This window comes from Pseudomonas oryzagri (assembly GCF_020831405.1).
In the GTDB taxonomy this organism is placed as follows: Bacteria; Pseudomonadota; Gammaproteobacteria; order Pseudomonadales; family Pseudomonadaceae; genus Geopseudomonas; species Geopseudomonas oryzagri.
Genome location: NZ_JAJHPU010000009.1, coordinates 44,763 through 59,417, shown reverse-complemented (window position 1 = coordinate 59,417; position 14,655 = coordinate 44,763). Strand labels below are relative to the sequence as shown.

At 69.3% G+C, this 14,655-nt stretch carries 12 protein-coding genes; 6 read left to right on the top strand and 6 right to left on the bottom strand.

Annotated features, from left to right (window positions below; genetic code table 11):
- Nucleotides 1–37 precede the first annotated feature (37 nt).
- Nucleotides 38–1,189 carry an acetylornithine deacetylase gene (argE, locus tag LMJ29_RS03165; protein WP_229603967.1) on the top strand — a complete coding sequence of 384 codons (1,152 nt, stop codon included), beginning with the start codon at nt 38–40 and terminating at the stop codon, nt 1,187–1,189.
- 142 nt (nt 1,190–1,331) lie between these two features.
- Entirely contained in the window at nt 1,332–2,630 is a 1,299-nt protein-coding gene (argA, locus tag LMJ29_RS03160; protein ID WP_229603966.1) for an amino-acid N-acetyltransferase, read from the top strand.
- A 342-nt stretch (nt 2,631–2,972) separates the two neighbouring features.
- Here argA and gshA read toward each other — a convergent pair whose 3' ends face one another.
- The 3 genes from gshA to LMJ29_RS03145 form a co-directional block, all read right to left on the bottom strand.
- Nucleotides 2,973–4,550, bottom strand: coding sequence for a glutamate--cysteine ligase (gshA, locus tag LMJ29_RS03155; protein ID WP_229603964.1), 1,578 nt, complete (start codon nt 4,548–4,550; stop codon nt 2,973–2,975).
- A gap of 413 nt (nt 4,551–4,963) precedes the next feature.
- On the bottom strand, nt 4,964–5,347 hold the full coding sequence (locus LMJ29_RS03150; protein WP_229603962.1) for a PaaI family thioesterase: 384 nt from the start codon (nt 5,345–5,347) through the stop codon (nt 4,964–4,966).
- A 1-nt stretch (nt 5,348) separates the two neighbouring features.
- On the bottom strand, nt 5,349–7,664 hold the full coding sequence (locus LMJ29_RS03145; protein ID WP_229603961.1) for a Tex family protein: 2,316 nt from the start codon (nt 7,662–7,664) through the stop codon (nt 5,349–5,351).
- A 260-nt stretch (nt 7,665–7,924) separates the two neighbouring features.
- Here LMJ29_RS03145 and ompR point away from each other — a divergent pair, with 260 nt between their 5' ends.
- A complete protein-coding gene (ompR, locus tag LMJ29_RS03140) occupies nt 7,925–8,668 on the top strand; it encodes an osmolarity response regulator transcription factor OmpR (protein WP_229603959.1) in 744 nt (247 codons plus the stop codon).
- Nucleotides 8,665–9,978, top strand: a complete 1,314-nt coding sequence (locus LMJ29_RS03135) for an ATP-binding protein (protein ID WP_229603957.1) — start codon at nt 8,665–8,667, stop codon at nt 9,976–9,978. The genes ompR and LMJ29_RS03135 overlap by 4 nt, the downstream gene beginning before the upstream one ends.
- A 116-nt stretch (nt 9,979–10,094) precedes the next feature.
- Here LMJ29_RS03135 and rimK read toward each other — a convergent pair whose 3' ends face one another.
- From rimK to LMJ29_RS03120, 3 genes are all read right to left on the bottom strand, one after another.
- Nucleotides 10,095–11,000: a 30S ribosomal protein S6--L-glutamate ligase gene (gene rimK / locus LMJ29_RS03130; protein WP_229603955.1), complete on the bottom strand. Its 906-nt coding sequence runs from the start codon at nt 10,998–11,000 to the stop codon at nt 10,095–10,097.
- Nucleotides 11,000–11,476, bottom strand: coding sequence for a retropepsin-like aspartic endopeptidase RimB (gene rimB, locus LMJ29_RS03125; protein ID WP_229603953.1), 477 nt, complete (start codon nt 11,474–11,476; stop codon nt 11,000–11,002). Before rimB ends, rimK begins: the two co-directional genes overlap by 1 nt.
- 69 nt (nt 11,477–11,545) lie before the next feature.
- Complete coding sequence (locus LMJ29_RS03120; RefSeq protein ID WP_229603951.1) at nt 11,546–13,015, bottom strand: diguanylate cyclase; 1,470 nt, start codon at nt 13,013–13,015, stop codon at nt 11,546–11,548.
- A 149-nt stretch (nt 13,016–13,164) separates the two neighbouring features.
- Between LMJ29_RS03120 and LMJ29_RS03115 the strand changes: the two genes are divergently transcribed.
- Together LMJ29_RS03115 and hslO are read left to right on the top strand one after the other, a co-directional pair.
- Complete coding sequence (locus LMJ29_RS03115; protein ID WP_229603949.1) at nt 13,165–13,557, top strand: RNA-binding S4 domain-containing protein; 393 nt, start codon at nt 13,165–13,167, stop codon at nt 13,555–13,557.
- Nucleotides 13,558–13,662: 105 nt separating this feature from the next.
- A complete protein-coding gene (gene hslO, locus LMJ29_RS03110) occupies nt 13,663–14,550 on the top strand; it encodes an Hsp33 family molecular chaperone HslO (protein ID WP_229603947.1) in 888 nt (295 codons plus the stop codon).
- The last annotated feature ends 105 nt before the right edge of the window (nt 14,551–14,655 follow it).

Genomic DNA, 14,655 nt, shown 5'->3' with positions numbered 1-14,655 from the left:
GGCCTATCATGCAAGGCACATCCCGCGGAGTGTCGCCATGCCCCTTCCCAGTCTCAAGCAGCAGTTCGCCGAGCTGATCGCCCTGCCGTCGGTGAGCTGCACCCAGGCCAGCCTGGACCAGCCCAACCGCCCGGTGATCGAGCGCCTGGCGAACTGGCTGGGCGAGCTTGGCTTCGCCTGCGAGATCCAGGACGTCGCCCCCGGCAAGGCCAACCTGCTGGCGACCTACGGCTCGGGCCCCGGCGGCCTGGTGCTGGCCGGGCACAGCGACACCGTGCCGTTCGATGCCGCGCTGTGGCGGGGCGACCCGCTGGCGCTGCGCGAGGCCGACGACCGCTGGTACGGCCTGGGCAGCTGCGACATGAAGGGCTTCTTCCCGCTGATCATCGAGGCGGTGCGCCCGTTGCTCGAGCAGCCGTTCCGCCAGCCGCTGTTGATCCTCGCCACCTGCGACGAGGAAAGCTCGATGAGCGGCGCCCGCGCGCTGGCCGCCGCCGGCCGCCCGCTGGGCCGCGCCGCGGTGATCGGCGAGCCGACCGGGCTCAAGCCGATCCGCCTGCACAAGGGCGTGCTGATGGAGCGCATCGACATCCATGGGCAGAGCGGCCACTCCTCCGACCCCAGCCTCGGGCGCAGCGCGCTGGAGGCCATGCACGCGGCGATCGGCGAGCTGCTGACGCTGCGCGGCCAGTGGCAGAAGGAATTCAACAACCCGCTGTTCAACGTGCCGCAGCCGACCCTCAACCTCGGCTGCATCCACGGCGGCGACAATCCCAACCGCATCTGCGGCCAGTGCGCCCTGGAGTTCGACCTGCGCCCGCTGCCGGGCATGGACCCCGAGCAGCTGCGCGCGGCGATCCGCGGCAAATTGCAGCCGCTGGCCGAACAGCGCGGCGTGCGCATCGACTACGGGCCGCTGTTCCCCGGCGTGCCGCCCTTCGAGCAGGCCGCGGACAGCGAACTGGTGCGCCTGGCCGAACGCCTCACCGGCCATTCGGCCGAGGCGGTGGCCTTCGGTACCGAGGCACCCTATCTGCAGCAACTCGGCTGCGAGACCATCGTCCTCGGTCCCGGCGACATCGCCTGCGCCCATCAGCCCGACGAATACCTGGATCTTGCCCGCATCGCGCCGTGCGTCGAGCTGCTGCGCGGGTTGATCGGGCATTATTGTCTGCAATCGGCGACTTGATCCGCTCGCTCCCGCGCTCCAGCGTGGGAGCGTCGCCCGGGACGCCCGGCGTCCGCTTCCTTCGAGGCCGGGGCGCGCAGCGTCCAGGCCGGGTGCCCACGCGACAGCGCGGCCGCCCTCAGTATCAACAGGCAGGTTCTACATGCACGACTACGTCAACTGGCTCCGCCACGCCACCCCCTACATCAACGCCCACCGCGAGCGCACCTTCGTGGTCATGCTGCCGGGCGAGGGGGTCGCGCACCCCAACTTCGCCAACATCGTCCACGATCTGGTGCTGCTGCACAGCCTCGGCGTGCGCCTGGTGCTGGTGCACGGCTCCCGTCCGCAGATCGAGACGCGCCTGGCCGCGCGCGGCCTGACCCCGCGCTACCACCGCAACCTGCGGGTCACCGACGGGCCGACCCTGGAGTGCGTGGTCGAGGCGGTCGGCGGCCTGCGTCTGGGCATCGAGGCGCGCCTGTCGATGGACATGGCCGCCTCGCCGATGCAGGGCGCGCGCCTGCGCGTGGCCGGCGGCAACCTGGTCACCGCGCGGCCGATCGGCGTGGTCGACGGCATCGACTACCAGCACACCGGCCTCGTGCGGCGCATCGACCGCAAGGGCATCGAGCGCCTGCTCGACGAGCGCTGCATCGTGCTGCTGTCGTCGCTGGGCTACTCGCCGACCGGGGAGATCTTCAACCTGGCCTGCGAGGACGTGGCGATGAGCGCGGCCATCGACCTGCAGGCCGAGAAGCTGATCCTGTTCGGCGCCGAGCGCGGCCTGCTGGACGAAAGCGGCGCGCTGGTCCGCGAGCTGCGTCCGCAGCAGGCGGCCCCGCACCTGGCGCGCCTGGGCAGCGACTACCAGGGCGAGCTGCTCGACGCCGCCGCCCAGGCCTGCCGCGGCGGCGTGCGGCGCAGCCATATCGTCAGCTACGCCGAGGACGGCGCGCTGCTCAACGAGCTGTTCACCCGCGACGGCGCCGGCACCCTGGTGGCCCAGGAGCAGTTCGAGCAACTGCGCGAGGCCGACATCAACGACGTCGGCGGCCTGCTCGAGCTGATCCGCCCGCTGGAGGAGCAGGGCATCCTGGTGCGCCGCTCGCGCGAGGTGCTCGAGCGCGAGATCGGCCAGTTCAGCATCGTCGAACGCGACGGCCTGATCATCGCCTGCGCCGCGCTCTATCCGGTGCCGGACTCCGACTGGGGCGAGCTGGCGTGCCTGGCGGTGAACCCCGACTACCGCCAGGGCGGCCGCGGCGACCAGCTGCTCGAACGCATCGAGCAACGCGCCCGCGCCCGGGGCCTGAAGACCCTGTTCGTGCTCACCACGCGCACCGCGCACTGGTTCCAGGAGCGCGGCTTCAAGCCGAGCAGCGTCGAGCGCCTGCCGCCGGCGCGCGCCTCGCTGTACAACTTCCAGCGCCAGTCGAAGGTATTCGAGAAGCCGCTGTAAGACGGCGGAAATGCCAAGGTCCACGCCTTGGCATAGGCTTTTACGTGGGTGGCGCGGGGGTAGGGTGGAAGACTCGCGCAACGATCTTCTACCGAGGTCCGCAATGGCGGCCTTTGCGGTGGGTAATCGCTGCGCGAGTTACTCCACCTACGCTCCTTGCGCGAGTCATCACCTACGTTTGGGCCTGATCGCCCGGGGTGCGGAAACGACAAAGCCCATGCTCAGGCATGGGCTTTGTCGTCTGTGGCGCGGCGTAGGGTGGACAACGGCGAAGCCTTGTCCACCACTGCTTGGCGGTGGACAAGACCTGCGGTCGTTGTCCACCCTACAGGGCTTGCAGGCTCAGGCAGGCTCGATCGCTGCCATATAACGTTCGACGAACTCGTCGAAGCTGCCCTGCTGCTCGGCTTCCAGGCGGGCCTGGGCGGCCAGCGAGTCGTCGGCGCTCGCTTCGAAGGCGGCGAGGCCGGCGGCGTCCAGCGGCCGGCTGCGGAACCAGGCGGCGTGGCGCTCCGACTGGCGCAGGGCGAAGGCGTGGAAGCTCAGCTTGTCCTCGCGCAGGCTGCGCAGCACCCGCGCCGACGGGGTCAGGCTGGCGTCCTCCAGCTTGGCACGCTGGCTGGCCAGCGCCTGCTGGTGCAGGTCTTCGCCGCGGGCGGCGTCGAGCAGCGCGGCGCACGGCGCCAGACGCTCGATCAGTTCCAGACCCCACTCCTGGAGATTGCGCGACTTGCCGTTGTGGCTCAGCTGCAGGCCCGGCTTGCGGCCTTCCTTGACGGTCAGCGCGAAGTTGTCCGAGCACTCGCGGCATTCCTCGGCCGGGGTCGCCGGGCTGTCCTCCAGCGCGCAGTAGAGCAGGAAGGCGTCGAGGAAGCGCGCGGCGGGCAGGTCGATGCCCAGCGGCAGGAAGGGGTCGATGTCCAGGCAGCGCACCTCGACGTACTGCACGCCGCGCGCGCCGAGCGCCTGGATCGGCCGCTCGCCGGAGTTGGCCACCCGCTTGGGACGGATGGTCGAGTAGTACTCGTTTTCGATCTGCAGCACGTTGGTGTTGAGCTGCTGCCACTCGCCGTCCGGCCGGGTGCCGATCGCCTGGTAGGGCGGGTAGGGAGTGGACACCGCCTGGCGCAGGCTGGCGAGGTAGCTGGCCAAGTCGTTGTAGCAGGGGCGCAGGCTGGCCTGGGCGTTGTTCTGGTAGCCCAGGTCGCTCATCCGCAGGCTGGTCGCCCAGGGCAGGTAGAGGGTGCAGTCGTCGAGCTGCTCGAGGTTGTGCGCGCGGTCCTTGAGGAAGCTGGCGCACACCGCGGGCGAGGCGCCGAACAGGTACATCAACAACCAGCTGTAGCGGCGGAAGTTGCGGATCAGCGCGATGTAGCGCGCCGACTGCCAGTCCTGCGCCGGACGCTCGTCGCCCTCGGCCGCCTGCAGCAGCGGCCACAGCGCCTCGGGCAGCGAGAAGTTGTAGTGGATGCCGGCGATGCACTGCATGGCCTTGCCGTAGCGCACCGCCAGGCCGCGGCGGTAGACGTGCTTGAGGCGGCCGATGTGGCTCACGCCGTATTCGGCGATCGGGATGTCCGCCTCGTCCGGCAGCTTGCATGGCATCGAGTGGGTCCACAGCTGCTCGTCGCCCAGCTTGGCGTAGGCGAAGCGCTGGATGGCGTCGAGTTCGTCGAGGGTGCGCGCCGGGTCTTCCCAGGCGTCGGTGATGAACTCCAGCAGCGCCTCGGAATAGTCGGTGGTGATCTGTGCGTGGCTCAGCGCCGAGCCCAGCGCCTGCGGGTGCGGGGTGAGGGCCAGGTGGCCGGCGGGGTCGACGCGCAGGCTTTCCTTCTCCAGGCCGTGCCGGCAGTGGCGCAACAGGTCGCGCTGGTCGGCGTGCTCGAGCAGGGCCAGGCGGCGGGAAAGTAGATCGCTCAAAAGTCAGATTCCTTTTCGCAGAGTCTGCGCACTATGGGGGCGGCGGGCGTCCGTCTCAAGGGGCGGGGGGCGCGGCGCAGCCAACTCGCCGGCGATTGTCCGCCGACCGCTGCTCCTGCGATGACGGGGAGCGACGGTCGCTTGTCGCCGGGCGACAAGCGCAGGGTGGCCATCCACCGCTACCGCGCAGGCGGTGGGAAAGGCCTGTGGCCGTTTCCCACCCTGCGGGAGTGGCTTAGGGGCCTGTTTGCTTGGTTCGCCTGGTCAATTTCGGCGCCCGAGGCCCCGGTCCGGCGTTGCCGCTCCTCGCCATAGGTCTGCCATGACTCGTCGCGGCGCCTTGTCTCGGAACCACTAGTTGGTTGAGTAAAGGGCAATCCGAACTTGAATCAATCGACCAACCGTACAGGCCACTAGGCCAGCATAAAGGTGCCCTGGGCACGGGCGACCAGCGCCGCATCCTGGCGCACCTCGGCTTCCACCACCAGGGTGCGGGTGCCGTGGTGGATCACCCGGGCGTGGCACAGCACCTCGCCGTCGTCGATGGCGCGCATGTAGTTGATCTTGCACTCGACGGTGACGCTCTTGCGCTCGAAGCCGTGGGCGCTGGAGCAGGCCAGGCCCATGGCGATGTCGACCAGGCTGAAGATCGCCCCCCCGTGCAGCTTGCCGGCGCGGTTGCGCAGCTCGGACTTGAGCGGCAGGCGCACCTCGGCCTCGCCGCCGTCGACGCGCACCGGCTCGCAGCCGAGCAGGTGGCTGAAGGCGCTGCAGGTGATTTCGCGAACGTCGGTCATCTCAGCGCTTCTTCATCTGCTTGGCGTTGGCGAACAGCGCGGCCATGGCGGCGTTGGCCGGTGCCGGCTTGTCGGCGGCGCTGTGGCGCTCGCTACGCGGCGCGTTGCCGCGGTTGCCGCCGCCACGCGGGCCCTCGGTCTTCTCGCCGGGAGTGTCGCTCATGCGCATCGACAGGCCGACGCGGTTGCGCGGGATGTCCACCTCCATGACCTTGACCTTGACGATATCGCCGGCCTTGACCACCTCGTACGGGTCCTTGACGAACTTCTCCGACAGCGCGCTGATGTGCACCAGGCCGTCCTGGTGCACGCCGATGTCGACAAAGGCGCCGAAGTTGGTGACGTTGGTCACCACGCCCTCGAGAATCATCCCGGGCTTGAGGTCCTTGAGGCTTTCCACGCCCTCCTGGAACTCGGCGGTCTTGAACTCCGGGCGCGGGTCGCGACCGGGCTTGTCGAGTTCCTTGAGGATGTCGGTAACGGTCGGCAGGCCGAAGGTCTCGTCGGTGAACTTGGCCGGGTCGAGGCGCTTGAGGAAGCCCGAATCGCCGATCAGCGAGCGGATGTCGCGGCCGGTATCGGCGGCGATGCGCTTGACCAGCGGGTAGGTCTCCGGGTGCACCGCCGAGGCGTCCAGCGGGTTGTCGCCGTTCATCACGCGTAGGAAGCCGGCGGCCTGCTCGAAGGTCTTGTCGCCCAGGCGCGGCACCTTCTTCAGCTCGGCGCGCGATTTGAACGCGCCGTTGGCGTCGCGGAACTGCACGATGTTGCCGGCCAGCGTCGCGTTGAGGCCGGAGATGCGCGCCAGCAGGGCGGCGGAGGCGGTGTTGACGTCGACGCCGACGGCGTTCACGCAGTCCTCGACCACCGCATCCAGCGAGCGCGCCAGCTTGAGCTGGGAGACGTCGTGCTGGTACTGGCCGACGCCGATGGCCTTGGGCTCGATCTTCACCAGCTCGGCCAGCGGGTCCTGCAGGCGGCGGGCGATGGACACCGCGCCGCGCAGCGAGACGTCCAGGTCGGGGAATTCGCGGGCGGCCAGCTCGGAGGCCGAGTACACCGAGGCGCCGGCCTCGGAGACCATGATCTTGGTCAGCTTGAGGCCCGCGTACTTCTTGATCAGCTCGCCGGCCAGCTTGTCGCTCTCGCGGCTGGCGGTGCCGTTGCCGATGGCGATCAGCTCGACCTGGTGCTTGGCGCACAGCGCGGCGAGCACGGCGATGGTGGCGTCCCAGTCGTTGCGCGGCGCGTGCGGATAGACGGTGGCGGTGTCCAGCAGCTTGCCGGTGGCGTCGACCACCGCGATCTTGCAGCCGGTGCGCAGGCCGGGGTCGAGCGCCAGCACGCTGCGCGGGCCGGCCGGGGCGGCCAGCAGCAGGTCGTGCAGGTTGCGGGCGAACACGCTGATCGCCTCGGTCTCGGCCGCCTCGCGCAGCTCGCCCAGGAGGTCGGTTTCCAGGTGGGTGTACAGCTTGACCTTCCAGGTCCAGCGCACCACCTCGGCCAGCCACTTGTCGGCGGCGCGCCCGCGGCCTTCCAGGCCGAAGCGCTCGGCGATCATCACTTCGCACGGGTGCAGAGTGCCCGGCAGTTCCTCGCCGACCTTGAGGGCGGCGCTCAGCACGCCCTCGTTGCGGCCGCGGAAGATCGCCAGCGCGCGGTGCGAGGGCACGCCCTTGAGCGGCTCGTCGTGCTCGAAGTAGTCGCTGAACTTGGCGCCTTCCTGCTCCTTGCCGGCGACCAGGCGCGCGCTCAGGGTGGCGTTGTCCTTGAGGAAGGAGCGCAGCTTGTCGAGCAGGCTGGCGTCCTCGGCGAAGCGCTCCATAAGGATGTACTTGGCGCCTTCCAGCACCGCGCGCACGTCGGCGAAGCCCTTTTCGGCGTCGATAAAGCGCGCGGCCTCGTCTTCCGGATTCAGCTCTGGATTGCCGAACAGCGCGTCGGCCAGCTCGCCCAGACCCGCTTCCAGGGCGATCTGGCCCTTGGTGCGGCGCTTCTGCTTGTAGGGCAGGTAGAGGTCTTCCAGGCGCGTCTTGGTGTCGGCCTGGAGGATCTCGCGCTTGAGTTCGGGCGTCAGCTTGCCCTGCTCCTCGATGCTGGCGAGGATCGCCGTACGCCGCTCGTCCAGCTCGCGCAGGTAGCGCAGGCGCTCTTCCAGGGTGCGCAGCTGGGTGTCGTCGAGACTGCCCGTCACTTCCTTGCGGTAGCGGGCGATGAAGGGCACGGTGGAGCCCTCGTCGAGCAGCGCCACGGCGGCGGCGACCTGTTGCGGACGGACGCCGAGTTCCTCGGCGATGCGGACGTTGATGCTTTCCATAGGGCTTCCTGCGACTGCGGGGGAAGGTGGCGGACGGTTGTTCGGTTGAGTCGACTGCGGGGCGAAGGTTCCGGGACCGGGTGCCGGGCGCCATGGCGCAGCCAGCCGGCAGGCCGTCGGGGCCAGGGGAGGGCCGGATTATACTCAGCCGCCCGGTCATGGCCAGAGGCGTGCAGCGGGGGAAAAATCTGCTAACAATGGCCCTGCTAAGCGCTCTGTGGCCTGCGTCATAATTGGCCGGATTTCTCCGAGGACTCCCGATGAACAACACCGTCAGCGCCGCTTCCGAAGGCGAGAAAATCCTTATCGTCGACGACGACGTTCGTCTGCGCCGCCTGCTCGAGCGCTTCCTCGACGAGCAGGGCTACCGCGTGCGCACGGTGGAGAACGTCGAGCAGATGGACCGCCTGCTGGCCCGCGAGCTGTTCAACCTGGTGGTGCTCGACCTGATGCTGCCCGGCGAGGACGGCCTGTCCGCCTGCCACCGCCTGCGCGAGCAGGACAACCGCATCCCGATCATCATGCTCACCGCCAAGGGCGACGAGGCCAGCCGCATCCAGGGCCTGGAACAGGGCGCCGACGACTACCTGGCCAAGCCGTTCAACCCGCGCGAGCTGCTCGCGCGCATCCGCGCCGTGCTGCGCCGCCAGGCGCCGCTGGTGCCCGGCGCGCCGGGCAGCGAGGAGGAGACGGTGAGCTTCGGCGACTACGAGCTGAACCTCGGCACCCGCGAGCTCAAGCGCGGCGCGGAGGTGCACATGCTCACCACCGGCGAATTCGCCGTGCTCAAGGCGCTGGTCCAGCATGCCCGCGAGCCGCTGACCCGCGACAAGCTGATGAGCCTGGCGCGCGGCCGCGAGTGGGACGCCCTGGAGCGCTCCATCGACGTGCAGATCTCGCGCCTGCGCCGGCTGATCGAGCCCGATCCGTCCAAGCCGCGCTACATCCAGACGGTGTGGGGCGTCGGCTACGTGTTCGTGCCGGACGGTAGCGCGCGCAAGTGAGAACCCCGGTCTGGTTTCCGCAGAGCGTCTTCGCCCGCATCCTCTGGCTGGTGCTGATCGTCGTGCTGTTCTCCAAGGCGCTGACCTTGGTCTACCTGCTGATGAACGAGGACATGCTGGTCGACCGCCAGTACAGCCACGGCACCGCGCTGACCCTGCGCGCCTACTGGGCCGCCGACCCCGCCTCGCGCGAGGCCGTCGCCGCGGCGGCCGGACTGCGCCAGCTGAAGGCCGACGAGGTACCGCCCGGCGAATACCACTGGCCGTACACCGAGGTGCTGCAGGCGCAGATGCGCCAGGAGCTCGGCGAGGACGCCGAACTGCGCATGCGCGCGGCGCGCACTCCGCGCCTGTGGGTGCTGGCGCCGGCGCTGGGGCCGGACTGGGTCGAGGTGCCGCTGTATCCCTATCCGCTGAAGATCCAGCGCATCTGGAGCGTGCTCGGCTGGTTCCTGGCCATCGGCCTGCTGTCCACCGCGGCGGCCTGGCTGCTGGTGCGCCAGCTCAGCCTGCCGCTCAAGCGCCTGGTGTTCGCCGCCCGCCAGGTCGGTCGCGGGCGCAGCGTGCGCCTGCCGGTGAGCGACACGCCCAGCGAGATGACCGAGCTGTACCGCGCCTTCAACCAGATGTCCGAGGACGTCGAGCAGGCCGCCCGCGAGCGCGAGCTGATGCTCGCCGGGGTGTCCCACGACCTGCGCACGCCGCTGACCCGCCTGCGCCTTTCATTGGAGATGCTGCCGGCCGACAACGAGCTGACCGAGGAGATGGTCCGCGACATCGAGGATATGGACGCCATCCTCGACCAGTTCCTCGCCTTCATCCGCGACGGCCGCGACGAACCGCTGGAGCCGCTCGACCTCAACGAGCTGGTCCGCGAGGTGGCCACGCCGCTCAACCAGAACGCCGAGCGCGTGCGCCTGTGCCTGGAGTCGCTGCCGGCCATGCCGCTGCGTAGGGTGTCGATCAAGCGCCTGCTCGCCAACCTGATGGAGAACGCCCTGCGCCATGGCGGCAGCGGGGTGGAGGTGTCGGCCAGCCTGTCCGGCAGCGCGGCGGCGCCCTACGTGGTGCTCAGCGTGCTGGATCGCGGCCCGGGCATCGATCCGGCCGAACTGGGCGATATCTTCACCCCGTTCATCCGCGGCGACCGCGCGCGCACCAGCAAGGGCACCGGTCTGGGCCTGGCCATCGTCAAACGCATCGCCGCCCAGCACGGCGGCAGCGTCGAACTGCGCAACCGCGCCGGCGGCGGGGTGGAGGCGCGCGTGTGCCTGCCGATCGGACTGTTGTTGCCGCGGGATGCGGTGTAATTCCTACGAGTACGCTGAAGACATCCCTGTCGGGACGCCGTGTGGGGTCGAACCCCCGGCCCGGCCATCCTGGGCCGGGCGTTCGGCGGGGCAACGCATGCGTTGCCTGATCCGCCTCACCCCCGCCCCTTGGTGCGCGTCTGGTTGGGCCGCGCGTGCTCTTCGATGTGCTGGATGATCATGCTCGCCACGTCCTGGCCGGTGGTGGTCTCGATGCCTTCCAGGCCCGGCGAGGAGTTGACCTCCATGACCAGCGGGCCGTGGTTGGAGCGCAGGATGTCGACCCCGGCAACACCCAGACCCATCACCTTGGCGGCGCGCAGCGCGGTCATGCGCTCCTCGGGGGTGATCTTGATCAGGCTGGCGGTGCCGCCGCGGTGCAGGTTGGAGCGGAACTCGCCGGGGGCGGCCTGGCGCTTCATCGCCGCGATCACCTTGTTGCCGACCACGAAGCAGCGGATGTCGGCGCCGCCGGCCTCGCGGATGTATTCCTGGACCATGATGTGCTGCTTGAGGCCGAGGAACGCCTCGATCACCGACTCGGCGGCCGTGGGCGTCTCGCACAGCACCACGCCGATGCCCTGGGTGCCCTCCAGCACCTTGATCACCAGCGGGGCGCCGCCGACCATGTCGATCAGGTCGGGAATGTCGTCCGGCGAGTGGGCGAAGCCGGTCACCGGCAGACCGATGCCCTTGCGCGACAGCAGCTGCAGCGCGCGCAGCTTGTCGCGCGAGCGGCTGATCGCCACCGACTCGTTGAGCGGGAACACGCCCATCATCTCGAACTGGCGCAGCACCGCGCAGCCGTAGAAGGTCACCGAGGCACCGATGCGCGGGATCACCGCGTCGAAGCCCTCCAGGGCGCGGCCGCGGTAGTGGATCTGCGGCTTGTGGCTGGCGATGTTCATGTAGGCGCGCAGGGTGTCGATCACCTCCATCTCGTGGCCCCGCTGCTGGCCGGCCTCGACCAGGCGGCGGGTGGAGTACAGCTTGGGGTTGCGCGACAGTACGGCGATTTTCATCAGACACCTGAGGAGATGGCGGGCGCCTGCAACAGTGGCTTGCCCTGGACATAGGTTAGTGCGGGATTGACCACCAGATGGCCGCTGACCAGGGCGCTGGCGCCGAGCAGGACGCGGTAGCGCATGGTCTTGCGGCAGGTCAGGGTGAATTCTACAGGCCATTGGCGATCGCCGAGCACCAAATTGGTGCGGATCACGTAGCGCGCCTGGGTATGGCCGGTGGAGCTGCGGATGGTCTTCAGGCTCACCAGCGGCGCCTCGCGCTGGCGGTGCTGGCGCTGCACCAGGCTGCCGAGGTGGGCGGTGAAGCGCACCCAGGGCAGGCCGTCGCGCTCGAAGGGCACGATGTCGCTGGCGTGCAGGGTCGAGGTGGCGGCGCCGGTATCGATCTTGGCGCGCAGGCCGGCCAGGCCCAATTCGGGCAGGGCGATCCACTCGCGCAGGCCGATCACGGCCAGATGGTCGAAGGTCTTCACGGGCTCGACTCCGGTGAGGGTGGAACAGCATGGCAGCGGCCTTGCCACGCGGCTACTGCAGCGCCGCGCTCAATCGACATCCGCCAGCTCGGCGAGTTTCAGTCGCACGCGGTCGCGGCCGCTGTGCTTGGCGACGTACAGCGCGTCGTCGGCCCGCTGCACCAGGCGGGCGACCGTATCGCCCGGCATGGCCGCGGCCACGCCGGCGCTGGCGGTCAGCGCCCGCTGGCAGGGAAAGCGGTGCTCGCGGATCCGCTGCAGGATCCGTTCGGCCAGCTGGGTGGCCTGCTCCAGGCTGGTCTCGTGGCAGATCAGCAGGAACTCCTCGCCGCCCCAGCGGCATGCGGTATCGACGTTGCGCAGGCCGCTCCTGAGCAGTTGGGCGAACTCCACCAGCACCTTGTCGCCCATCAGGTGGCCGAGCTGGTCGTTGACCGCCTTGAACAGGTCGATGTCCAGCAGGATCACCGCCAGCGGGCGGTCGTAGCGCTGCGCGCGCAGGATATCGAGTGTAAATGACGAAGCGAGGGCAGTGCGATTCGGCAGGCCGGTCAGCGGGTCGGTCTCGGCCAGGCGCTTGAGCTGGTCGTTGAGCTTGCGCAGGCGGGCCATCCACAGCAGGCTGGTCGCTAGGATGGCCGTCAGCATCAGGCCGAGCCAGCCGGCCAGGGTGTAGTCGGTGACCACGTCGGTCACCACCGTCATGTTCACATGGCGATCGACGATCTGCCGGCGCTCCAGCGCGGTGAGGGTGGCGATGCCCTTGTCGAGGATGTCGCGCAGGGTGGTCTCCGACTTGAGCACGCCCATGCGCAGCTGGTTCTCGTAGCCGGGGATCTGCCCGGAGATCTTCAGGTTGAACCAGCCCTCGTGCTTGATGGTGGTGGCCGCGACGATCAGCGAGCGCAGGCTCATGTCGGCCTTGCGCTCCGACACCAGCGCCAGCGCTTCGCGCTCGGATTCGGTGGGGATGATCGTCAGGTTGGGGAAGTCGCGGGCGATCCGCTCGTACATGGCAGTGCCGCGCGGCAGGGCGATGGTCTTGCCGCGCAGCGCGCCGAGGTCGGAGACGAACGAATGCTCCTCGCGGGTGATGAGCACGTTGGGATCGACCATCAATGGCTCGGTGAAGATCAGCCATCGCTCGCGCTCGGCGGTGCGGTTGAGAAAGCTCAGCGCCAGGCAGTCGCCGGCCCGCGAGGCGACCAGGCTTTCCTCCCAGGTGCGCGTGGGGTGCAGCGTGAAGTTGGCGCCGGTGCGCTGGCTGACCAGGGCGATGAGGTCGGCGGCCATGCCGACGTGCCGGCCGGCCGGATCGATCAGCTCGAACGGCCACCAGTCGGGGTCGATGCACAGGGGAATCGTCGGGTGGGCCTGCAGGTAGGCGCGCTCCGACTCGTTCAGCGCGACCGAGGGCGCGGCGGTGGCCAGCGGCAGCCAGGCGAACAACAGCAGCAGGACCGGCCAGCGCCGCGCGAGCAGCGCGCCCCGTTGCCACGGGGGGCAGGGCGCCTGGCGGCGTTCGCGGACCTCGCGCATGGGCAAACCCTCCCTGTCCGGCGTCGAGCGGGTCGACGTGCCGCTTGTCCGTGTCATTATGGTCGGCCGCCCGCGGGTCTGTCATTTTTTGTGACGGGGTTAACAGGATTGCGCGGGCTCCAGCGGACGGCGGGAAAAGCGAGAAGAGCATGAGCGAGCAAGACGACGACAAGGCGCGCCTCGACAAGTGGCTGTGGGCGGCGCGTTTCTTCAAGACCCGCGCGCTGGCCAAGGCGGCCATCGAGGGCGGCAAGGTCCACTGCCGCGGCGAGCGCTGCAAGCCGGCCAAGGAACCCAAGCTCGGCGACGAGCTGACCATCCGCGCAGGCTTCGACGAGCGCACGGTGATCGTCCGCGCGCTGTCCATGGTGCGCCGCGGCGCGCCCGAGGCGCAGCTGCTCTACGAGGAGACCGCCGACAGCATCGCGCGCCGCGAGCAGGCCGCCGCGCTGCGCAAGGCCGGCGCGCTCGGCGTGCAGAGCGAGGGGCGGCCGACCAAGAAGCAGCGGCGGCAGATCCACCAGCTCCGCGACGGCAACTGAGCGTCGATAGACAACGCCCGCAGGGGCGATAGACGGGCGACCCTTGGTGGCGCCTGGGGTTTGCGCCTAGAATCGCTGTTCAAAAACGAGCCTTGCGGGTCTGGCATGTCCGATTTTTCCCAACGTTTCCTCTTCGAAGACACCGACGTGCGCGGCGAGCTGGTCGAGCTCGAGCAGAGCTACGCCGAGGTGCTGGCCAAGCACCCCTATCCCGAGCCGGTGGCCCAACTGCTCGGCGAGATGCTCGCCGCCGCCACCCTGCTCAGCGACACCCTCAAATACGACGGCCTGCTGGTCCTGCAGGCGCGCTCCACCGGCGCGGTACCGCTGTTGATGGTCGAGTGCTCCAGCGCCCGCGAGATCCGCGGCATCGCCCGCTACGAGGCGGCGGCGCTCGGCAGCACCGCCAGCCTGCGCGAGCTGATGCCCGAAGGCGTGCTGACCATCACCATGGATCCCCGGGTCGGCAAGCGCTACCAGGGCATCGTCAGTCTCGACGGCGATACGCTCGCCGCCTGCCTGTCCAGCTACTTCGCCATGTCCCAGCAGCTGCCCACCCGCTTCTGGCTCAACGCCGACGGCCGTCGCGCCCGCGGCATGCTGCTGCAGCAGCTGCCCGCCGACCGCCAGCGCGACGCCGAGGCCCGTGAGGCCGGCTGGGAGCACCTGGTCACCCTGGCCGACACCCTGACCGCCGAGGAACTGCTCGGCCTGGACAACCTGACCCTGCTGCATCGCCTGTATCACCAGGAGAGCGTGCGGGTGTTCGACGCCGAAGCGCTGAGTTTCGGTTGCAGCTGCTCGCGCGAACGCTCGGCGACGGCGCTGATCAGCCTGGGCGCCGCGGACGCCGCCCGGTTGATCGAAGAGCAGGGCGGGGCGCTGCAGATCGACTGCCAGTTCTGCAACCAGCGCTACGAATTCGACGCCGCCGACATCGCCCAGCTGTTCGCCGGAGGTGGCAGCGCGGCGCCTTCGCCGACCCGGCATTGACCAATTTTTGCCCAGAGCCCGACTTTTCTGGCATAATCGCGCGCAATTTTTTCGCTGTAGCGCGCTCTGAAAACCGCTACAACAATGATTGGAGGACTCGGCCCT

What these genes read in the sequence shown, in the direction of transcription:
- argE (WP_229603967.1), top strand. Translation starts at nt 38, where the DNA reads ATGCCCCTTCCCAGTCTCAAGCAGCAGTTCGCCGAGCTGATCGCCCTG.
- argA (WP_229603966.1), top strand. Translation starts at nt 1,332, where the DNA reads ATGCACGACTACGTCAACTGGCTCCGCCACGCCACCCCCTACATCAAC.
- LMJ29_RS03150 (WP_229603962.1), bottom strand. Translation starts at nt 5,347, where the DNA reads ATGACCGACGTTCGCGAAATCACCTGCAGCGCCTTCAGCCACCTGCTC.
- LMJ29_RS03145 (WP_229603961.1), bottom strand. Translation starts at nt 7,664, where the DNA reads ATGGAAAGCATCAACGTCCGCATCGCCGAGGAACTCGGCGTCCGTCCG.
- ompR (WP_229603959.1), top strand. Translation starts at nt 7,925, where the DNA reads ATGAACAACACCGTCAGCGCCGCTTCCGAAGGCGAGAAAATCCTTATC.
- rimK (WP_229603955.1), bottom strand. Translation starts at nt 11,000, where the DNA reads ATGAAAATCGCCGTACTGTCGCGCAACCCCAAGCTGTACTCCACCCGC.
- LMJ29_RS03120 (WP_229603951.1), bottom strand. Translation starts at nt 13,015, where the DNA reads ATGCGCGAGGTCCGCGAACGCCGCCAGGCGCCCTGCCCCCCGTGGCAA.
- LMJ29_RS03115 (WP_229603949.1), top strand. Translation starts at nt 13,165, where the DNA reads ATGAGCGAGCAAGACGACGACAAGGCGCGCCTCGACAAGTGGCTGTGG.
- hslO (WP_229603947.1), top strand. Translation starts at nt 13,663, where the DNA reads ATGTCCGATTTTTCCCAACGTTTCCTCTTCGAAGACACCGACGTGCGC.